Below are 19,516 nucleotides of genomic sequence, written 5' to 3'. Positions count from 1 at the left end.
ACGCCAACTCCAGGAGGGCTACACATGACACACGAAATACAAGTTACCCGCGCGGATCTCCGCTGCGATGTGCTGGTGATCGGCGCCGGTGCCGGTGGCCTCGCTACCGCTATCACTGCCGCCAAGCAGGGGCTCGAGGTCATCGTCCTCGAGAAGGCCGAGGTCTTCGGTGGCACCACTGCTTTCTCCGGTGGTGTGCTATGGATTCCCGGCAATCACCACGGCCGAGCGCAGAATCCCGATGACACACGGGACGCGGCCCGTGAGTACTTGCGCACCGAGGCTAGCGACTTCTTCGACACCGAGTCGGTCGAGGCCTTCCTCGGCAAGGGCCCGGAGATGGTGGACTTCTTCGAGCGAGAGACTGCCGTACGGTTCGTGCCGACGCTCTATCCCGATTACCACCCGACCCGCCCGGGCGGCGTCGATATCGGTCGCTCGATCCTGGCGGCGCCCTTCGACCTGCGCGGGCTCGGCAAAGAGATGCGGCGTATGCGTCCGCCGCTCGAGACCATCACCTTCATTGGCATGATGTTCAACTCCTCCAATGCCGATCTGAAACACTTTTTCAATGCCACCCGGTCGCTCACCTCATTCGGCTATGTGGTCAAGCGCCTAGCCATCCATCTCAAGGAAATGGCGCTCTACCGTCGTGGCATCAACGTGACCAGCGGCAATGCTCTGGCCGCCAGTTTGGCCAAGAGTGCCTTCGATCTGGGCATCCCGATCCACACCGGCGCGCCTGCCCGCGAACTGCTGTACGCCGAGGGCCGTATCCATGGCGCCCGGGCAGTGATTGAGGGGCGCGAGGTGACGGTCGCGGCGCGCCGAGGGGTGGTGCTGGCCTGTGGCGGTTTCGCCCAGGATCTCGAGCGCATACGCCGGGCCTATCCGCACCTCGAGCGAGGCGGTGAACACTACTCGCCTGTACCGGAGAGCAACACTGGCGACGGCCTGGCCATGGTGGAGGCGCTTGGCGTGACGGTGAACTGTGAGTTCACCCAGACCTCTGCCTGGATGCCCACCTCCCTGGTGCCGCGCAAAGGCGGCGGGTTTGGCAAGTTTCCCCATCTGCTTGACCGCTACAAGCCGGGGGTGATCGGCGTTGGTCCGGACGGGCGGCGCTTTTGCAACGAGTCCGAGTCCTACCACGACGTCGGTGCGGCCATGATCGCCCACGGGCAGGGTGAGCGGACTCATATGTGGCTTATCTGCGACCAGGTCTGCCTGAGCAAATATGGCCTGGGTTACGTCAAGCCGTCACCGATGCCGGTCGGGGGGCTGATTCGCAAGGGGTACTTGAAACGTGGCAGGACACTGGCCGAGCTGGCCCGTCAGCTCGAGGTCGACCCGCAGCAGCTGGTTGACACCGTCACTGAATACAACGGGGGCGCGCTGGTCGGTGAGGATCGCCAGTTCGGCCGTGGTACCACCAGCTTCAACCGCTATCTCGCCGATCCCCGGCACCGGCCCAACCCCTGTGTGGCGCCACTCCAGCAGGGCCCTTTCTACGCAGTCAAGGTCTTCATGGGCGACCTCGGTACCTTTGATGGCATCAGGACCGACGTCTACGGCCAAGTGCTGGACAGCGTCGGCACTCCGCTTGAGGGGCTCTACGCGGTGGGCAATGACCGGCGCAGCATCATGGGTGGCAGCTATCCCGCCGCCGGGATCACCTTGGGGCCGATCATGACCTTCGGCTACATCACCGGTCGTCACCTGGCAGGCATCGACGACGACCTGGCGTGCAAGGCGCCCACAGCACAACACGAGGAGGAGCCTACCCATGGGCATCAAGCCATTGATTGACCACCGTATCTACACCATCACGCCGCGTCGGATGGGCGAGTTCATTGACATCTTCCAACGCCTGGCGATGCCAATCCTAAAGGAGACCCTGGGCTCCCCGCTGGGTTTCTACACCAGCCTGGTGGGCCCCCAGAACCAGTTCGTGCACTTGTGGGGCTACGACTCGCTGGCCGATTACGAGCGTCGCTGCGCAGCCCGCGACTCGCACCCCGCCTTCGCGGAGTACCTGGCCGCCTCCGGACACCTGATCGTGGCCCAGGAGACCCGTTTGATTCGCAGCATCAATGGGTTCGACGACTGGGTGGCGTCATGAGCGCGGTGGCTCTGGTCACCGGCGGTGCCCAAGGCATCGGCTGGGCCACCGCCCAACGGCTCGCCCGTGACATCCCCCATGTGGTGATCGTCGACCTCGACGACCGGGCCGCCGGGGCGCGGGCCGAGGAGCTCGGCCCGGGACACCTGGGCCTGGGCGTGGATATCACCGACGAGGGCCAGGTTGGCACGATGGTCGAGCGTGTGCTGGCGGTATTCGGGCGCATCGATGTGCTGATCAACAACGCCGGTATCGCCGACCAGCCCGGCGCCACCCTGGAGCAGCGTGTCGATGCCTTCGAGCGGGTATTGCGGGTGAATCTGAACGGCACATTCCTGGTCACCCAGGCGGTCGTCGGCGAGATGCTGGCAAGGGGGGAGGGTGCCATCGTCAACCTGAGCTCCATCGCGGCGCTGGGGGGGATCCCGACCCGCAACGCCTACTCCGCGGCCAAGGCCGGGATTCTTGGCATGACTCGCTCGATGGCCTGCGAGTGGGCCCGGCGCGGGGTCCGCGTGAATGCCATCGCCCCCGGCTATGTGCGTACCGCCCTGATCGAGGAGCTGGAGCGGCGTGGAACCATCGACACCGCTGCCCTCGAGGCCAGGACCCCGATGGGACGGCTGGCCGACCCAACCGAGATCGCCGAGGCGATCGCCTTCCTGGCATCTCCCCGGGCCAGCTTCATCACCGGCAGCGTGCTGGTCGCCGATGGCGGCTGGAGTGCATTGGGGTCCCCGGAGGCGAGCCTGCAGGTCTGATTGACCCGACACCATCGATCATGGAAGGCGGTGGTACTTCACCACACGACATGGATGCCCAGGCACAGCGTTATCGAGCACGGATGCGCTGTACCCCATCACAAACACAACATGAGATTTGGATCATGAAAATGCCTACGACTGCCCGTCTCGTCATCTCTGCCGCAGCTTTGCTGACGACGGGTGCCGCCCTGGCCGACTACCCCGAACGTAATCTCCAGGGGACCATTCAGTGGGGCGCCGGTGGTTCCACCGATGTGATCGCCCGCGGTCTCACGCCCCATGTCGAAAACATCCTCGACACCACCATCGTGCTCACCAACCGCCCCGGCGGTACTGGTGTGATCGGCACCAACCATGTGCTCAACCAGCGTGCCGATGGCTACCATATCCTCTACGGTGCCGAGAACCCGCAGCTGTTCCCGCTGCTGGGGCTGGCCGACTTCGACTACAGCGACCTGCACCCTGTAAATCTGACCAGCGTCGATATCGTGGTCTTCGTGGTGCCGGCCGACAGCCCCTTCCAGACCATGGAGGAGCTGATCGCGCATATCCAGGAGAATCCCGGTGAGATGCGCATGGGCAACCAGGGCGCGGCGAGCCTGGCCGCCACCACCCATGCGCTGGTAAGCAGTCTGATCGACTTCGATGTGCGCCATGTCACCTTCGCAGGCGAAGGGCCTGGGATCACCGCCCTGCAGGGTGGCCATATCGACTTCATGCCCTCGAGTCTCTCCTCGACCCGTGAGTACATCAATTCCGGGCGTCTGCGTGCCCTGGCGGTACTCGATGCCAATCGCCTCGATGCCTATCCGGACATGCCGGCCCTCACCGAACAGATCCCCGGGCTGGAACCCTACATGCCCTATGGCTCCTTCAAGGGCGCCTACGTCCACCGAGACACGCCAGACCACATCAAGGCGATCCTCGAGTCAGCCTATGCCGAGGCCGTGGAGAGCGGGGAGTTCCAGGCCTTCCTGGACAATGTCGGAGCCACCCCGCTGAACCTCTCCGGCGAGGAGGCCCGTGAGTATCTGCAGCGGTGGCAGTCGATCACCGCCTGGGCGATGTACGAGGCGGGATCGCTGGACCAGTCGCCGGAAGTGCTAGGCATCCGGCGTCCTTGATAGCCTGCGTGCTTCCATCCCTGCGCCCCGCCATGATTGGCGGGGCTTCGTCGTGGATTAGCCCCGCCGCCTGGCCAGAAAGATTCCCGCGGCGATGATCAGGGTCGCGCCCAGGTAGGTCGTGAGGGGCGGCAGGTCGCCGAACAGCACGAAGCCGAACAACGAAGCCCAGACGATCTGCAGGTAGAGAAACGGCGAGACCAGCGAGGCGGGGGCGTGGCGCATGGCCAGGATCAGCGCGAGCTGGCTGGTGGCGCCGAGCAAGCCAATGCCCAGGAAGTACGGCAGTTCGGCGAGGCCAATGGGTGTCCAGAAGAAGGGCAGCGCTATCGAGCTTGCCAAGGCGCCGGCCAGGCCGGCGTACCAGAGCGAGGCCAGCGGATGGTCGTGGCGACCAAAACGTCGAGTGGTCAGTTGATAGAGGGCGAAGCACAGCGCCATGCCGAAGGGTAGCAAGGCCACGGGTTGGGCGCGCCAATCCACTGGTCCCATTGCCACCAGAACCCCGACAAAGCCCAACATCACCGCCAAGCCTCGGGCCCTGTCCACTCGCTCGCCCAGCAGTGGTACCGCCAGCAGGGTGACCAGCAGCGGTGCCCCGAAATGGAAGACATAGACCTGCAGCAGGGGCAGCTCACGAAGAGATAGGTAGGCCAACAGGCTGGCCAGCCCCAGCAGCAGACCGCGCAGGCATTGGCCGCCGAGGGATTCGGTGACGAGCAAGGGGCGGCTGTTCGCTAGTCCCAGCCACAGCAGATAACCGGCCAGGATTACCATATGGCCAGCGTAACGTGCCCACAGTACCTGCACCGGTGAGTGGGTCTGGGTCAGCCATTTGGCGGTGCTGTCCAGCATCACGAACAGCAGACCGGCGATCAGCATGTAGCCGATGCCAAGCAATGGACGATCGCCAGGGATGACCTTGGCGGGAGATGTAGGCATGGAACTCCGACAAAATATGAAGGCAGGTCAAGTAACAGAACCGAGTTCTAATAATATCAGGTGGCAAGCTAGCCTGCTAATAATATAACCGCCCGGCAGAATGCTGCGGGGCGGCGAGTGGTGCCGAGACGAAGGTGCCGTCAGTCGCCGACCAGCAGGCGGGCTTTCTCCAGGGCCGTGCGGGCTCGTTCCAGAGCACTGATGCCCTGCTGGCGAAGGGCATCAGTGGGGATTTCCAGGCTCAGCAACACCTCTGGAGGAATGACGTTCAGCAATCCCCGGAGGTCTGCTTCGCCGTCGCCAGGAAAGCGCCTCTCGCAGCGCGCTTCGCGCAGAATCTCATCCATGCTCTCGGGGATTGGCCCAGGCACGTCGCATATCTGCACATAGCGCATCCAATCGGCAGGTACCTCGGCCAGGTCTTGCAGGTGGCTTCGCGAGCGGTCGAAGTGGAAGGCGTCGACCAGCAGGCAGGCATTGGCATGGCCAGCTTTGCGCACCGCGCCGATGATGCGACGCGCCTGGTTGAGGTCCTTTACTCCGGTCCAGGGCATGAACTCCAGGTGGGGATGCAGGCCGTGGGGAGCGGCCAGTTCGCAGAGGGCGGCGAAGTTGTCGATCAGGCGCGTGTGGTCATCGTCGTTACCGGCGACCAGGATGTCGCTGGCGCCCAGTTCCGCGCCCACTTCCACGAAGTGAGCGAAGTCGTCCTGGACCCGGGTGTCGGGTTTGAGGCGCAGTATCTCGATATCGGCCACTTTGACGCCGGTGTCCTGGATGCGGCGCCGGGTTGCGCGCAGCAGGGCGGGATCGCTGAGCAGTGGGAAGCTTGGTTCATCGGGGGTGGCCGGTATTGGCCGTAGGCCCACGAAATCGTATCCGGCGCGGGCCGCTGTCTCGACCATCTCCGGCGGGGACAACTCCAGCACAGTGAGAGCGGCGAGAGAGTAAGGGTGTCGGCTCATGGTCGATAACTCATTTCAGCGGCGAGAATTCGGCTGGCAGATAGATGGTGGACTGCATGTCGAGCAACTGGGCGGGACCACCTTTGGGCGGCCAGACGCCGTCAGTGACAGTGCGGGTGCGGATCTCCAGGCGTTCCTCCAGGGTCCGGTAGGGCCAGAGGTGCATGATGCGCGGTGTCTTGCCGTTGGTGGCATAGAACGCGGCGGTGAGCGGCGAGTAGGCGTCGGTGGTGCGCGGCGGCACAGCGTCGGCCCAGCCATCGAGGGTGGACTTGAGCCCCGAAGGACGCACGTCGTAGACACGTAGCTCGTAGAAAGGGCCGAAGTCACCCGGGGTGATGCCATCGAGGAAGGGGAAGAGGCTGTAGTCTTCGACTCGCATATCGGTCATGAATCCCTCAACCCCCAGCGGGTCCCCGGCCAGCAGCAGACGCTCACGCTCCACCTGGCGCGCCTCTACGCTGTCGAAACCTCGCAGTACTGCCACCTGGTTGAGCGACCCCAGCTCGGAATACCAGCAGCCGAACAGCTGTCCGCCGACCTCGTCGGCATGCAGGGCTTCCTGGATGCATGCCATGGCCTTGCCATGCGTGGCCACGCGAACGGTGAAAGTGATCAATTCGAAGTGCTTCATGCAGTCTCTCCTGGGGCCGGGGAACCGGAATCGTTCGGTGTGGATGCTGTCTCTTGGCGTTTCCCCGCAGCGTGCAGGCCGGCGATATGACCAAAGGTCATGGCCGGGCCGAGGTTGATGCCGCCGGCCGGGTAGAAGCCGCCCATGATGCTGGCCATGTCGGTGCCGGCGGCATACAGGCCATCGATCGGCCGGTTCTGGCCGTCGAGTACCTGGGCGTGTTCGTTGGTCTTGAGCCCGGCGAAGGTACCGAAGCAGCCGGGCACTACCTTGACGGCATAGAAGGGGCCCGGGTCGAGCGGCGCCACGCAGGGATTGGGCTGATGGGTCGGGTCGCCGTTCTTGCGATTGTAGGGCGTTGAGCCGCGACCGAATTCCGGGTCTTCGCCAAGGCGTGCATGTTCGTTATAGGTGGCTATGGTCCGTTCGAGACCCGCCGGGTCGATACCGCATGCCTGTGCCAGCTCGGTGAGTGTCCTGCCGCGCTTGAGATAGCCCTTGTGGACCCAGTGCTTGAAAGGCAGCGGCGCAGGGCGGGTAATGCCGATGCCATAGCGCCGCTGGAAGCGCTGGTTGCAGATCAGCCAGGAGCAGACCTCCTCGCCTTCTGGCACCGCCTTGATCATGGCATCCACGTAGTCGTAGTAGCCGCCTGCCTCGTTGACGAAGCGCTGGCCGTTTCTCAGCACGCCGATCAGCCCGGGCTTGCCGCGATCGATGATATGCGGGAAGTGGCCGACATGGCCGTCCTGGTAGGGCACTACCGAGACCGGCGCCCAGGCCACCGGCGAATAGAGGCTGTCATCCACCACGCCACCCGCGGCCTCACCGAGGCGCAGGCCGTCGCCACTGGCCGAAGGCGGCGGCAATGGCCAGTGTTCCTCACCGCTTGGCGTGCGCGGAAACAGCTCGCGGCGGCGTGCCACATCCCAGGGGAAGCCGCCAGCGGCCAGTACCACGCCGCGACGTGCGTTCAAGGTGACTTCGCCTTCCGGGGTATCCACCACCACGCCGATGACACGCTGGCCATCCCGCACAAGGCGTGTTGCCGGCGAGGATACCCAGGTGTCGACGCCCAGGTCGTCGGCGGACTTGGCCAGTCGACCGGTCAGGGCCACGCCGTTGACCAGTTGCATGGTCCGGCCGTACAGCGCCAGGTCGAACAGGTGCCGGGTGAAGCGCTTCGCGACGTGGACGAAGGACTTGAACGAACGTGTGACGGTCAGGAAGGCCATCAAATCTGGCCCAGCCTGGATCGGCATGCCGAGGAACGCGGTTTCCGGCATGGTCTTGCGCAGCTTGTTCAGGGTACGGCGGTTGAGCTTGCGGCCATCGAAGGGGGCGGCGATCACCGAGCGGCCTCCAGTGCCCGCGCCGGGGGTGTCGGCATGAATATCGGCGATGGCGTTGCCGTCGGCGAACTGCAGGCTGGTCTTGTCGTGGAAGAACGCGACCATGCTCGGGGTGGCGGCAAGGAAGGCATCGATCTTCACCGGGTCGAAGCGCTCGCCCAGCTCATGGCGCAGGTAAGTGCGTACGGTTTCCGGGTCTTCCTCGATGCCGGCGGCACGGGCCAGCGGGTTGAGGGGCGCCCACATCCAGCCCCCGGACCAGGCGGTAGCGCCTCCCAGGCCCTCGGCTTTTTCGACCACCACCACCGAGAGGCCATGATAGGCGGCGGTGACGGCGGCGGAGAGGCCGGCGGCACCAGAACCCACCACCACCAGGTCGAATGCCTGGTTCCTGGTGGGAATGGGGGGTATATCGGCCATATGGAAGCCTCACTGGAATGCGGTTCCAGTATAATCTAGAACATTGTTCCAGTTTTTTCAATGGCCAGACGCAAATCCCCTGGCGCAAATCCTCTGGCGCATAGGTTCAGGTGGATACTGAGAGCGATGTCGCTGACGTGGACGCGCCGGACAGGGCGTTGGTGAAGGTTGGAATTCGCGAGCGCTACCCGGTGGGCAGCAGGCCATTGAGGGTCATCAGCCAGATGGCCAGGCTCAATGTGAAGAAGGCGCCGAGGGTGCCGACCATCAGCGCGGCGGCGTTGACGCCTGCCATGCCATAGCGGTGGCCGAGCAGCGGGTAGACACTGATCATCGGTGCGCAGGCGAACAACAGCGCCCCGGTCAGCAGCATGGGGTCGTGATCCGGGATCAGCAGGAAGATTCCCAATACCGCCAGCGGATGTAGCACCAGCTTGCCCACGACCACCTGGCTGACATCCAGGGCCATACCGCGCACTTGCAGGCCATAAAGTGTGCCGCCGATCACGAACAGCGCCGCCGGGCCTGATGCGTTGGCCAGCATGTCGATGGAGCGGGCCAGGGGCGAGGGCAGGGAGGTGTCGGTAACCGCCAGCAACAGGCCGACCACCAGGCCGATAAGGATCGGGTTGCGCGCCAGGCGCAACATGGTCTTGCGCAAGGTGGTGGCGAAGCCGGCGCCACTCTGGCGACCCATCTCGGCAAGGATCAATGCGGCGGGAATGATCAGCAGGTTCTCGATCAGCATGTTCAATGCCAGAAACACCGCCGCGGGCGAGCCGATCACCATCGCCGCCACCGGATAGCCGACGAAGCCGCTGTTGGAAGCCGACACGCCAAGTGCCTGGATGGCCCCTTCGCTGAGTGACTTGCGCTGAAAACGCATGCCAAGCAGCAGGGCGCACCCAAACACCACAAGCGAGCCCAGCCCGTAGGCGAGCAGGTACTGTGGCTGGAAGACCTCATCCAGGGGGTTCTGGGTCAGGGCGCGGATCACCAGCGCCGGCAGCGCGAAATAGAGCACGAAGGTGGCGATGCCCTGCACCTGTTCGCGGTTGATCAACCGGCTGGCCATGGCCAGGTAGCCCATGCCGATGAGCAGGAAGATCGGCGTGGTGATGGCGAGAATCTCGAGCAAGGCTGACCTCCAGGCCGGCGGTGATCAGATGAACAGGCGAGAGGTCGGTGTGGCCTGGGAGAGCTCTTCGGCGGCGGTGATCAGCGCGGGTGCCAGTTCCGCCACCCGCGCGTCATCCAGCCTCACGCTGGGCCCGGCGATGCTCAGTACCCCCTGCGGGTGCCTGTCTAGCGGGTGGCGCACCAGTGCCGCCATGGCCGCGGTGCCAGGGCCCATGCTGTCGCGGGTCCAGCTGTAGCCGCGCTGGCGGGCCTGGTGGAGGTGCTCGATCAGCGCCTCCTTGGTGCGCGGTGCGTTGGGCCCCAGGGGGTGGTCGGTGTCCATGCCCCGGGCATCGACCAGTGCGAGGGCCTGCTCGTCGCTCATGTCGGCAAGCCAGGCATGGCCACTGGCGGTGCAGTGAAGGGGCGCTTCGCGTCCCATGTCGGGGTCGTAGCGCAGGCCACTGCGAGCGCCCTGGGCCTTGGCGATCCAGGTCAGGCGATGGCCCTCGATGATCGACAGGCGCACCAGCTCGCCACTGTGCTGGGCGAGGCGGTCGAGAATCGGCTGAATGATGTCGCTGGCCCCGGTACTCGCCAGGTAGCGAAAACTCATCGCCACCAGGCGCGTGGTCAACTGGTAGCGTTGGCTGTGCGGATCCTGGCGGACGTGTTCCAGGCGAATCAGCTCGTTGCAGATGCGGTGGGCCGCGCTCTTGGGAATCTCCAGTCGTTCGGCCAGCACCAGCAGCGGCAGGCCTTCGGCATCTTCGGAAAGGGCTTCCAGCACTCCCAGCGTGCGTTCGATCAGGCTGCCTGCCATGGTGACGTCCTCTGGTGATATGAGTCTGGTGGCGTGATAAGGGTTGCGGGGATAAGGGGCATGCAAGGTGCTGATGCCCGTGGCGTTGGCACCTTGGTGATTCTAGAATTTCGTTCAGAAAAATGCACGCTGCGAGCTATCAACTTCACCTGTCTATTAATTTCACCTGGCTATCAACTTCACCAGGTTATCAACCGTGACTGGCTATCAACTGATCGTGGTGCGGATCTGGCGTGCCTTGTCCTGAAGTAGCGGTAGGTAGCGCTTGAGCAGGGTGTCGAAGTCGACGCGTGCGGCATTGGTGCTGATATTGATTGCCCCGAGCAGCTTGCCGTTGGCGTCAAAGGCGGGCACCGCCAGCGAGCGCAGGCCGGAGTCCAGCTCCTGGTCGGCAATGGCATAGCCCTGCTGGCCGGCCTTCCGGATGCACTTCCTGAGCTCGCCCTTGTCGGTGATGGTCTTGTCGGTATAGCGCTCGAGCACCACCCGCTCGAGATAGGCATCGAGCTGATCCTCCGGCAACTGGGCCAGCAGCACTCGCCCCATGGAAGTGTGTGCGGCGGGCAGGCGGGTACCCACCGAGAGGGTGATCGCCATCAATCGGTGTCGCGAGGAGGAGCGTGCCACGTAGGTGATGTCGTCACCATCCAGCACACCCAGCGACGAGGATTCGCCACACTCGGAGGTAATGTCCTCCAGTACCTGCTGGATCACGCTACGATAGTTGTTGGCGGAGAGAAACGCGTAGCCGAGCTGCAGCACCCGTGGGGCCAGCTCGAAGTAGCGTTGCTGCTTGCGCACATAGCCAAGGGCATGCAGGGTCAGCAAGAAACGGCGGGCGCGGGCGCGGTTCATGCCGGTGCGTGCCGCCACTTCGCTCAGCGTCATGCGCGGATGGGCCTCGTCGAAGGCCAGGATCACTTCGATGCCGCTGGCCAGTGCGGTGACGAAATCCCGATTATCGGGTGTCAGGAGGTCTTCCTCGGATGCCATTGTCTTGTTGTCTCGCGTGTTGTTCGATATGTCGCCTCAATTCCGGCTCCGGCCGAAAACTGGCTGCACTCGGTCATACGGCGTTAAATATCGACTCAAAGTACTCATTTACACCCCGTAAACTCCGTCTTTACGCCGATTTTTGCCTTGTCTGCCCCTCGCTCGCCGACTTTTCAGACGAAGCCTAGCATAGTGTTCGAAACGCGAACACTTGTGCGACTATTCGTTCAGCATCCTTTACCGAGCGCCGATAGCTATCGGCCCTACATGTCGATTTCGGGAGAGTCCGCCATGCCCGCTGCCTTGCTTCAGCACCCCTTCATGAGCCAGACGGCTCTCGCCCAGTGCAATGGCACAGCAATGATCGAGGCGATGCTGGCCTTCGAGCTGGCGCTGGCCGAGGCCCAGGAGGCTCATGGGGCCTTGCCGGAGGGCTCGAGCCGCGCCATGCGAGACACCCTGGCCGCCCACCCTTTCGATATCGCGGCGATTGCCGAGGGTATCGGCAGTGGTGGCAATGCCGCGATACCCTTCGTCAAGCAGGGCCGCGCCGCCTTGCCCGAGTCATTGAAGCGCTGCTGGCACCAAGGGGCCACCAGCCAGGATGTGGTCGACAGCGCGCTGATGCTGCTGATGGTCCCACGCCTGAAGGCACTGGATGCGCTGCTTTCGCGCTGCTGCCGGGCTGGCATCGAACTGATGCGCGCCCATCAGGATACCCCGATGGTGGGGCGTACCTTGATGCAGCAGGCATTGCCGATCACCTTCGGGGTCAAGGTGGCCCATTGGGCCATCGGCCTGGAGCAGGGGCGCCGCCGCCTGGCCGAGGTCGAGCTGCCGGTGCAGTTTGGTGGTGCCGTGGGGGTACACTCTGGTTTAGGAGGGCCGGGTTGGGACGACCTGGGGCTCACGTTGATGGATGAAGTGGCGGCACGGCTTGGGCTTGCCGCACCTGTACTGCCCTGGCATACCGATCGCCAGCCGATCCATGCCCTGGGCACCGCCCTGGATGCCGTGGCCGGGGCCGCCGAGAAGCTCGCCCTGGATGTCGCGCTGTTGGCCCAGACCGAGTTGGGTGAGGTTGCCGAGCCTGCCGCCCCAGGGATGGGGGAGTCCTCATCGATGCCGCACAAGCGCAATCCGGTACGTTGTGCGCTGATTCGTGGTGCTGCGCGCCAGGTGCATGGCCATGTCTCGGTACTGCTCAACGCCTCGGCACAGCCACTGGAGCGTGGGCTTGGCGAGTGGCATGCCGAGTGGGCGCCGCTGATCGACAGCGCCCTGCTGCTGGAAGGCGCCCTGGAACAGGCCGCCACTCTGCTGGAGGGGCTTGAGGTCAATCCCGAGGCGATGCGCCGCAACCTCGCGGTGACCGGCGGAGGCATCATGGCCGAGCCGGTGGCGAAATTGCTGGTGCCAAGCGTCGGCCAGGACGCCGCCAAGCGAATCAGCGCCGAGGCCGCCGAGACCGCTCGTCTGTCGGGTCAGGCCTATGCCGCGGTGCTCGATGCGCATCCCGAGTTGCAGGGAAAGCTCGATGCCGAGGCGATCCGCAAGGCCAGCGACCCTGCGTTATACCTTGGTAGCAGCAAGCACCAGGTGGCACGCGCCATCGCCTGGTTGTGTGCCAGCTAATAATTTGAATTGCCGACAATTTATCTGGCGGGACATGAAGGGGAGACGCGGTCTCCCCTTTTTCGTGGCCGCTTGGGGGGTTTGACGATGTGCTGGTAAAGGATTATTTTTGTTCGCACATCAAATCAATGTTCGTAATGCGAACTTATCTCGAGGCGAGCCCATTCAACAGGCGAATTCGTCGAGAGAGCACCCGCCAGGAGGACATCCAATGGCCGAGTTTCTCAGCCTGCATGATGCGGTCGCGCGCTACGTGAAGGACGGCGCGACACTTGCCATGGAAGGCTTCACTCATCTGATTCCGTTCGCCGCGGGTCACGAAGTGATTCGCCAGCGCAAGCGCGACCTGACGCTGATCCGCATGACCCCTGACCTGATCTACGACCAGCTGATCGGGGCGGGTTGTGCCAAGAAGGTGATCTTCTCCTGGGGCGGCAACCCCGGCGTGGGGTCGCTGCACCGCCTGCGTGATGCCGTAGAGAAGGGCTGGCCACGCAAGATCGAGATCCTCGAGCACAGCCATGCCGCCATGGCCTGTGCCTTTGAAGCGGGTGCCGCCGGCCTGCCGCTGGCGGTGCTGCGCGGTTACGTGGGTAGTGAACTACCCAACGTCAATGACCAGATCAAGTTCATCGAGTGTCCGTTTACCGGCGAGCGGCTGGCCGCGGTTCCCGCCGTGCGCCCGGATGTGTCCATCGTGCATGCCCAGCGCGCGGATCGCGCCGGCAACGTGCTGGTGGAAGGCATCGTGGGCGTGCAGAAGGAGGCCGTGCTGGCGGCCAGGCACAGCATCGTCACCGTCGAGGAGATCGTCGACGACCTCGGTGCCCACCCCAATGCCTGTGTGATTCCGGGCTGGGCCATCGACGCCATCGCGGTGGCCGAGAAGGGCGCGCTGCCCTCGTATGCTCACGGCTATTACCCGCGCAACAACCGCTTCTACAAGGAGTGGGACGCCATTGCTCGCGACCGCGATGCCTTCTCGGCATGGCTCGATGACAATGTGTACCGCCAAGACAATGTGTACCGCCAAGATGACAAGCCGGCAGGAGGAGTGTCCTGATGAGCCTTCCCTATACCTCTGCGGAGATGATGAGCGTGACCGCCGCCCGCGCGCTCGAGAATGGCATGACCTGCTTCGTCGGCATCGGCCTGCCTTCCGAGGCCGCCAACCTGGCGCGCCTCACCCATGCCCCCGATGTGGTGCTGATCTACGAATCCGGTACCCTGCAGACCAAGCCCGAGGTGTTGCCGTTGTCGATCGGTGACGGTGAGCTCGCCGAGTCGGCGCTGACCACCGTGGCGGTGCCCGAGATGTTTCGCTACTGGCTGCAGGGCGGCAAGATCGATGTGGGCTTTCTTGGCACCGCGCAGATCGATCGCTTCGCCAACCTAAACACCACGCTGATCGGCGACTACCATGATCCCAAGGTGCGCCTGCCGGGTGGTGGGGGAGCCCCCGAGATCGCCACCAATGCCGGCGAGGTCTTCATCACGCTCAAGCACTCCAAGCGTGCCTTCGTGAAGGATGTCGACTTTGTCACGACGCTGGGTTTTGGCCGCGACGGCAAGGGCCGTGATGGCGTGCCCAACATTGGCCGTGGCCCGACCCGGGTGATCACGGATTTGTGCGTGATGAAGCCCGACCCGCAGTCCAAGGAGCTGGTGGTGGCCTCACTGCACCCGGGGGTGACCCGCAACGATGTGATCGAAGCCACCGGCTGGGACGTGCGCTTCGCTGATTCGCTCGACAGCACCCCCGAGCCTTCGGCACATGAACTCGAGATCCTGCGTGAGTTGAAGGACAGAACCGAACGCCAGCACGCAGGCGAATGATGTTCCCCTGAACCGGCCTTGGCGCATGGCCGGTTCACCGCGAATTCCAGGAGATTCCTTTCAATGACCGACGCAATGACCGACGTATTTCTGTGTCACCCGAGGCGTACCGCCATCGGCCGCTTCGGTGGCACGCTAGCCAGCGTGCGCCCCGACGACTTCGCCGCGAGCATTTTCAAGGCGGTGCTGGCCGAGGCCCCGGACCTCGATCCCGCCGCCATTGAAGAAGTCTTCATGGGTTGCGCCAACCAGGCCGGTGAGGACAACCGCAACGTGGCGCGCATGTCGACGCTGCTGGCGGGTCTGCCGGTGTCGATTCCCGGCACCACCATGAACCGCCTGTGCGGCTCCGGCATGGACGCGGTGGGCACCGCCTTTCGCGCCATCAAGGCCGGTGAGATGGAACTGGCCCTGGCGGGCGGCGTGGAATCGATGTCCCGGGCACCCTTCGTGATGGGCAAGGCCGACAGCGCCTTCTCGCGGAGCCAGAAGATCGAGGACACCACCATCGGCTGGCGCCTCATCAATCCGTTGATGAAGAAGGCCTACGGGGTCGAATCCATGCCCGAGACCGCCGAGAACGTGGCCGAGCGCTTCGCCATCTCCCGCGAGGATCAGGACGCCTTCGCCCTGCGCTCCCAGCAGAAGGCCGCCACGGCCCAGCAGGCCGGCCGCTTCGCCCTCGAGATCACCGCTATCGAGATTCCCCGGCGCAAGCAGGAGCCGCTGGTCTTCGACCATGACGAACACCTGCGCCAGACCACCCTCGAGAAACTGGCCGGCCTGCCCACGCCATTCCGCGAGGGTGGCAGCATCACCGCTGGTAACGCCTCCGGGGTCAACGACGGCGCGGCGGCCATGCTGGTGGCAAGCCAGGCGGCTGTCGACAAGCACGGCCTCAAGCCGATGGCCAGGATTCTCGGCATGGCCACCGCCGGGGTCGAACCCGGCATCATGGGCTATGGCCCGGTGCCGGCGGTCAACAAGTTGCTTGAACGCACCGGGGTGTCGCTGGGCGAGATCGACGTGATCGAGCTCAACGAGGCCTTCGCCGCCCAGGCATTGGCCTGCATGCGCGACCTGGGCATCAAAGACGACGACCCGCGGGTCAATCCCAACGGCGGTGCCATCGCCCTTGGCCATCCGCTGGGCATGTCCGGCGCACGCCTGCTGCTGACCGCCGCCCATGAACTGCAACAGAGCGGCAAGCGCTATGCCCTGTGCACCATGTGCGTAGGCGTGGGGCAGGGCATCGCCACACTCATCGAGCGGGTATAAATCGATCGGGTATAAATTGCGAGGGGAGAGATTCCAATGGCATTTCTGACGATCAACGGGCGTAGCGTCGCGTATCGCCTGCTGGGTGCCGAGGCCCTGCCGCTGGTGGTGCTGGCCCATCCGCTGGGCATGAGCCAGGCGGTGTGGGACGACGTGCTGCCGGCGTTGTTGCCACGCTATCGGGTGCTGACCTGGGACTTGCCCGGGCATGGCGCGAGCGACGCCTGGCCCGCGGATGGCGGGGCGATCACCCCGGCCGCCCTGGCCGCCGACGCCCTGGCGCTGGTCGAACATGCCGGGGTCAGTCGCTTCCACTTCGCGGGTACCTCGATCGGTGGAGTGGTGGGTCAGCAACTGCTTGCCGAGCAAGCCGAGCGGTTGCTGTCCCTGACCCTGACCAACACCGGCGCGGTGATCGGCACGGCGGAGCTCTGGAACACCCGCGCCGAACGGGTGCGCAACGAAGGCCTGGCGGCGATGTCCGCCGAGATCGTGCCGCGCTGGTTCGCGCCTGCCTGCTTCGAGGCCGAGCCGGCGCTCAAGAGCGGCTGGATGACCCAGATGGGGCGGGGCGACGATGAATCCTATGCGCGGATGTGCGAGATGCTCGGCAGCACGGATTTCACCGGCAAGCTCGGCGCAACATCGCTAAAGGTGCTGCTGCTGGCCGGTGACGAAGATCTCGCCACGCCGCCGGCAACTCTCGAGGCGCTGGCCGCCGAGTGCCAGGGGGCAACGCTCGAGGTGCTCGAAGGGGTCGGACACGTGCCCTCCGTCGAGGTGCCCGCGCGGTTCGCCGAGACGCTGCTGGCCTTCATGGCGGTGGATCTCGGCGACGTCGGTGCCCATGGCGTCGACTACGCCACTGGCATCGAGACCAGAAAGCAGGTGCTTGGTGAAGAGCATGTGGCGCGCTCCACCGCTAACGCCACCAGCCTGGATGCCCCCTTTCAGCAGATGATCACCCGCCTGGCCTGGGGGGAGTTGTGGAGCAACGACGACCTGACCCGGCGCGAGCGCAGCATGATCACCACCGGCATCCTCGCCGCGCTGGGCCGCGAGGAACTCGAACTCCACCTCAAGACCGCCAAGCGCATCGGCCTCACCGAAGCCGAGTTGCGCCAGGTGTTGATGCATGTGGCGATCTATGGCGGCGTCCCGGCGGCCAACCATGCCTTTGCCCTTGCCAAACGGCTGGGCTGGGGTGTGGAGCAGTCCTAGACTTTTGTTAGGGTGCTAAGAAGACGTGCCCCATGGCATGATGCCGAGCCGGCCCCAGGGCCGGTTTCGGCTTTCTGGGCACTAGGTCATTAGGATTTTAGGGTATTAGGACATAAGGGTATTAGGACATAAGGGCATTGGGAGATAAGGACATGAACCAGCACGCGTCGGCGATGGCATCTCCGGATCGGCTGCGCCAGTCGCTGCTGGCCTATGGGTTGCTGTGGTGTCTGGGACTCTATCTGCGCCTGACGGTGCTGGTGGTGCCGCCATTGATCCCCCAGCTCAAGTCTGTGCTGGGCTTCACCAGTGGCGAGGTGGCCATCGCCACCAGCCTGCCGCTGGTGACCCTGGCGGTGGGTGGCCTGGCGACTGGCTGGCTGCTGGCCCGGCTCGGGGTGCGCGCCTGCCTGTTGGGTGGCCTGGCGGTCATGGCCCTGGGCAGTGCCCTGCGTAGCCTGCCGGAGGGCTTCCTGCCCTTTATGTTGGCCACCCTGCTGATGGGCGGCGGCATCGCCCTGATGCAGGCGGCGATGCCGGTGCTGGCTAAACTCTGGGCTCCCGCGCGTATCGGTCGCGCCTCGGCGGTCTACACCAATGGCCTGCTGGTGGGTGAGCTGCTGGCTGCCGGTGCCACCGGGCCCCTGGCCGCTGCCTGGCTTGGTGCTCACTGGCAGTGGGCCTTCGCCCTCTGGGTGCTGCCGGTGCCGCTGCTGATGCTGGCTCTGGTGGTGGGTGGCAGACGTCTGCCGGCCATGATGGGCGGTTCCCGCGCTGCGGGTCTGACCCTGCCCGATCTCCGCGACGGGCGCATGTGGCGCCTGGTGGCGCTGCTCGGCGCGGCGGCGGCGCTCTACTTCACCGGCAATGTCTTCCTCCCGCCGCTGCTCGAGGAAAGCGACCGCCTGGCCCTGCTTGCCCCAAGCCTGACGGCGCTCAATGGCGCCCAGATGCTCTCCTCGGCGCTGTTGATCTTCTACGCCGACCGTCTGATGGGGCGCCCGCGCCCCCTGGTCGCCATCACTGCCCTGGCACTGCTGGCGCTGCCGCTGATGCTATGGCTGCCCGGTATGGGGGTGGTATGGGCGGCCGGGATATTCGGCTTCTTCACCAGCGCACTGTTTATCTTCGTTCTGGCATTGCCTGCCTGGCTGGTGCGCCTGGAGGCGCTGCCGCGGCTGATGGCCGGCATGCTCTGCTTCGGTTATCTTCTGGTCTTCGCCATCACCGTGGTGGGCGGCTGGCTCAACGATCTATCGGGGACCGTGGCGCTGGCTTTCCTGCCGACCCTGTTGATCAGCCTGACCGCCATGGCGTGCACTCGCCGGCTGCTCGACGCCCGCCAGCAGGAGGCCTGAATGCTCAACGCCCGCATCAAGTTGCGCCACCTGCAGGCCTTCCTGGAAGTGGCGCGCCAGCACAGCTTCGCCCGAGCCGCCGAGCATCTGGCGATTACCCAACCGGGTATGTCCAAGACGATTCGCGAACTCGAGGAGACGCTTGGCACCGTGCTGTTCGAACGGACCCCGCGAGGCGTGGCGCTGACCCAGGCGGGGCTGACTCTGCTGCGCCACGCGGGGCCGGCGATTCGGGCCCTGGAGGAAGGCGTGAGTGCAGTGGGTGAGGCGCATGTCGGCAGCGTCTGGCTTCGGGTGGGTGCGCTCTCGACAGTGGAAAGTTGGCTGCTTCCCGAGGCGATTCGCCGCTGGCAGTGCTCGGCGCAGGGCGAGGCTGGCATCAACGTGGTCGGTGGCCCCAGTGCCTTTCTGCTCTCCCGGCTCCGGCGTGGCGAACTGGACCTGGTGGTGGGGCGCATGACCGAGGCCCGCGAGATCCGCGATCTGGCCTTCGAGCATCTCTACTATCAACGCCTGCTGCTGGTGGTGCGCGACGGCCACCCGCTGGCCGGCGTGGTGCCGCTCGCCGCCGAGCGCCTGCAGGAGTTTCCCTGGGTGTTGCCACCCCCGCAGACCACCCTGCGCCAGCAGGTCGACAGCTTCTGCGTGCGCCACGCCATCACGCTGCCGGCTCGCCAGCTGGAAACCCTATCCCTGCCTCTTAGCCAACAGTTCACCGCCCACAGCGAGGCGATCTGGGTCGCCCCCGAGGAGGCCGTGCGCGAAGCCCTCGCCGAAGGCCGCTTGAGAGAACTCTCACTGCCCCTGGAGCGCCAGGGTGGTTCGGTGGGACTATGCCTGAATGCCACCCTGCAGCCTTCTCTGGCACTAGCGGCCTTCTGCGAAACGCTCAGGGAGGTGGCGTCGGGTGTTCCGGAAGGCGTTCATTGA

Annotated in this window: 18 protein-coding genes; 11 read left to right on the top strand and 7 right to left on the bottom strand. The window is 64.8% G+C overall.

Annotation, left to right across the window (positions count from 1 at the left end; genetic code table 11):
* The first annotated feature begins 24 nt into the window (after positions 1-24).
* The 4 genes from C6V82_RS13560 (at position 25) to C6V82_RS13545 (ending at position 4,010) form a co-directional block, all read left to right on the top strand.
* Positions 25-1,809 (top strand): FAD-dependent oxidoreductase, encoded by a 1,785-nt coding sequence (locus C6V82_RS13560; protein WP_102587894.1) that lies wholly within the window; start codon positions 25-27, stop codon positions 1,807-1,809.
* Positions 1,787-2,122: an NIPSNAP family protein gene (locus tag C6V82_RS13555; RefSeq protein WP_102587895.1), complete on the top strand. Its 336-nt coding sequence runs from the start codon at positions 1,787-1,789 to the stop codon at positions 2,120-2,122. Before C6V82_RS13560 ends, C6V82_RS13555 begins: the two co-directional genes overlap by 23 nt.
* Positions 2,119-2,883: an SDR family NAD(P)-dependent oxidoreductase gene (locus C6V82_RS13550; RefSeq protein ID WP_102587896.1), complete on the top strand. Its 765-nt coding sequence runs from the start codon at positions 2,119-2,121 to the stop codon at positions 2,881-2,883. Before C6V82_RS13555 ends, C6V82_RS13550 begins: the two co-directional genes overlap by 4 nt.
* Positions 2,884-3,008: 125 nt before the next feature.
* The gene (locus C6V82_RS13545) at positions 3,009-4,010 is read left to right on the top strand and encodes a tripartite tricarboxylate transporter substrate binding protein (protein ID WP_102587897.1); all 1,002 of its coding nucleotides are present in this window, start codon (positions 3,009-3,011) and stop codon (positions 4,008-4,010) included.
* Between the two features lie 57 nt (positions 4,011-4,067).
* Here C6V82_RS13545 and C6V82_RS13540 read toward each other — a convergent pair whose 3' ends face one another.
* The 7 genes from C6V82_RS13540 to C6V82_RS13510 all read right to left on the bottom strand — a co-directional run bounded on the left by C6V82_RS13540 (position 4,068) and on the right by C6V82_RS13510 (position 11,258).
* Positions 4,068-4,952: a DMT family transporter gene (locus tag C6V82_RS13540; RefSeq protein WP_102587898.1), complete on the bottom strand. Its 885-nt coding sequence runs from the start codon at positions 4,950-4,952 to the stop codon at positions 4,068-4,070.
* 140 nt (positions 4,953-5,092) lie between these two features.
* Complete coding sequence (locus C6V82_RS13535) at positions 5,093-5,917, bottom strand: sugar phosphate isomerase/epimerase family protein (RefSeq protein WP_102587899.1); 825 nt, start codon at positions 5,915-5,917, stop codon at positions 5,093-5,095.
* 10 nt (positions 5,918-5,927) lie between these two features.
* Complete coding sequence (locus C6V82_RS13530; RefSeq protein ID WP_102587900.1) at positions 5,928-6,551, bottom strand: NIPSNAP family protein; 624 nt, start codon at positions 6,549-6,551, stop codon at positions 5,928-5,930.
* Positions 6,548-8,323, bottom strand: coding sequence for an FAD-dependent oxidoreductase (locus C6V82_RS13525; RefSeq protein ID WP_102587901.1), 1,776 nt, complete (start codon positions 8,321-8,323; stop codon positions 6,548-6,550). Before C6V82_RS13525 ends, C6V82_RS13530 begins: the two co-directional genes overlap by 4 nt.
* A 184-nt stretch (positions 8,324-8,507) precedes the next feature.
* Positions 8,508-9,461: an AEC family transporter gene (locus C6V82_RS13520; RefSeq protein ID WP_102587902.1), complete on the bottom strand. Its 954-nt coding sequence runs from the start codon at positions 9,459-9,461 to the stop codon at positions 8,508-8,510.
* 24 nt (positions 9,462-9,485) lie between these two features.
* Positions 9,486-10,265 carry an IclR family transcriptional regulator gene (locus C6V82_RS13515; RefSeq protein WP_102587903.1) on the bottom strand — a complete coding sequence of 260 codons (780 nt, stop codon included), beginning with the start codon at positions 10,263-10,265 and terminating at the stop codon, positions 9,486-9,488.
* A 207-nt stretch (positions 10,266-10,472) separates the two neighbouring features.
* Positions 10,473-11,258, bottom strand: coding sequence for an IclR family transcriptional regulator domain-containing protein (locus tag C6V82_RS13510; RefSeq protein ID WP_102587904.1), 786 nt, complete (start codon positions 11,256-11,258; stop codon positions 10,473-10,475).
* 291 nt (positions 11,259-11,549) lie between these two features.
* Here C6V82_RS13510 and C6V82_RS13505 point away from each other — a divergent pair, with 291 nt between their 5' ends.
* The 7 genes from C6V82_RS13505 (at position 11,550) to pcaQ (ending at position 19,516) form a co-directional block, all read left to right on the top strand.
* Complete coding sequence (locus C6V82_RS13505; RefSeq protein ID WP_102587905.1) at positions 11,550-12,893, top strand: class-II fumarase/aspartase family protein; 1,344 nt, start codon at positions 11,550-11,552, stop codon at positions 12,891-12,893.
* A gap of 211 nt (positions 12,894-13,104) precedes the next feature.
* Positions 13,105-13,956 carry a CoA transferase subunit A gene (locus C6V82_RS13500; protein WP_102587906.1) on the top strand — a complete coding sequence of 284 codons (852 nt, stop codon included), beginning with the start codon at positions 13,105-13,107 and terminating at the stop codon, positions 13,954-13,956.
* The gene (locus tag C6V82_RS13495; RefSeq protein WP_102587907.1) at positions 13,956-14,729 is read left to right on the top strand and encodes a CoA-transferase subunit beta; all 774 of its coding nucleotides are present in this window, start codon (positions 13,956-13,958) and stop codon (positions 14,727-14,729) included. Before C6V82_RS13500 ends, C6V82_RS13495 begins: the two co-directional genes overlap by 1 nt.
* A 75-nt stretch (positions 14,730-14,804) precedes the next feature.
* Positions 14,805-16,007 (top strand): 3-oxoadipyl-CoA thiolase, encoded by a 1,203-nt coding sequence (gene pcaF / locus C6V82_RS13490; RefSeq protein WP_102587954.1) that lies wholly within the window; start codon positions 14,805-14,807, stop codon positions 16,005-16,007.
* A gap of 36 nt (positions 16,008-16,043) precedes the next feature.
* Positions 16,044-17,228, top strand: coding sequence for a bifunctional 3-oxoadipate enol-lactonase/4-carboxymuconolactone decarboxylase PcaDC (pcaDC, locus tag C6V82_RS13485; protein ID WP_102587908.1), 1,185 nt, complete (start codon positions 16,044-16,046; stop codon positions 17,226-17,228).
* Positions 17,229-17,380: 152 nt separating this feature from the next.
* Complete coding sequence (locus C6V82_RS13480; protein WP_102587909.1) at positions 17,381-18,586, top strand: MFS transporter; 1,206 nt, start codon at positions 17,381-17,383, stop codon at positions 18,584-18,586.
* Positions 18,587-19,516: a pca operon transcription factor PcaQ gene (gene pcaQ, locus C6V82_RS13475; protein ID WP_102587910.1), complete on the top strand. Its 930-nt coding sequence runs from the start codon at positions 18,587-18,589 to the stop codon at positions 19,514-19,516. It begins immediately after the preceding gene.

Origin of the sequence: Halomonas urumqiensis (assembly GCF_003028575.1) — a bacterium.
Lineage (GTDB): Bacteria > Pseudomonadota > Gammaproteobacteria > Pseudomonadales > Halomonadaceae > Halomonas > Halomonas urumqiensis.
Note: the sequence above shows the minus strand (reverse complement) of the source record. Positions and strands in the feature narration are given on the sequence as shown.

Excerpts from the sequence above, each read along its gene's own strand:
- pcaDC (WP_102587908.1), top strand. The coding sequence starts at position 16,044 with ATGGCATTTCTGACGATCAACGGGCGTAGCGTCGCGTATCGCCTGCTG.
- C6V82_RS13555 (WP_102587895.1), top strand. The coding sequence starts at position 1,787 with ATGGGCATCAAGCCATTGATTGACCACCGTATCTACACCATCACGCCG.
- C6V82_RS13505 (WP_102587905.1), top strand. The coding sequence starts at position 11,550 with ATGCCCGCTGCCTTGCTTCAGCACCCCTTCATGAGCCAGACGGCTCTC.
- C6V82_RS13495 (WP_102587907.1), top strand. The coding sequence starts at position 13,956 with ATGAGCCTTCCCTATACCTCTGCGGAGATGATGAGCGTGACCGCCGCC.
- C6V82_RS13510 (WP_102587904.1), bottom strand. The coding sequence starts at position 11,258 with ATGGCATCCGAGGAAGACCTCCTGACACCCGATAATCGGGATTTCGTC.
- C6V82_RS13550 (WP_102587896.1), top strand. The coding sequence starts at position 2,119 with ATGAGCGCGGTGGCTCTGGTCACCGGCGGTGCCCAAGGCATCGGCTGG.
- C6V82_RS13545 (WP_102587897.1), top strand. The coding sequence starts at position 3,009 with ATGAAAATGCCTACGACTGCCCGTCTCGTCATCTCTGCCGCAGCTTTG.
- C6V82_RS13535 (WP_102587899.1), bottom strand. The coding sequence starts at position 5,917 with ATGAGCCGACACCCTTACTCTCTCGCCGCTCTCACTGTGCTGGAGTTG.
- C6V82_RS13525 (WP_102587901.1), bottom strand. The coding sequence starts at position 8,323 with ATGGCCGATATACCCCCCATTCCCACCAGGAACCAGGCATTCGACCTG.
- C6V82_RS13540 (WP_102587898.1), bottom strand. The coding sequence starts at position 4,952 with ATGCCTACATCTCCCGCCAAGGTCATCCCTGGCGATCGTCCATTGCTT.
- C6V82_RS13530 (WP_102587900.1), bottom strand. The coding sequence starts at position 6,551 with ATGAAGCACTTCGAATTGATCACTTTCACCGTTCGCGTGGCCACGCAT.
- pcaQ (WP_102587910.1), top strand. The coding sequence starts at position 18,587 with ATGCTCAACGCCCGCATCAAGTTGCGCCACCTGCAGGCCTTCCTGGAA.
- C6V82_RS13560 (WP_102587894.1), top strand. The coding sequence starts at position 25 with ATGACACACGAAATACAAGTTACCCGCGCGGATCTCCGCTGCGATGTG.
- pcaF (WP_102587954.1), top strand. The coding sequence starts at position 14,805 with ATGACCGACGTATTTCTGTGTCACCCGAGGCGTACCGCCATCGGCCGC.
- C6V82_RS13500 (WP_102587906.1), top strand. The coding sequence starts at position 13,105 with ATGGCCGAGTTTCTCAGCCTGCATGATGCGGTCGCGCGCTACGTGAAG.
- C6V82_RS13515 (WP_102587903.1), bottom strand. The coding sequence starts at position 10,265 with ATGGCAGGCAGCCTGATCGAACGCACGCTGGGAGTGCTGGAAGCCCTT.
- C6V82_RS13480 (WP_102587909.1), top strand. The coding sequence starts at position 17,381 with ATGAACCAGCACGCGTCGGCGATGGCATCTCCGGATCGGCTGCGCCAG.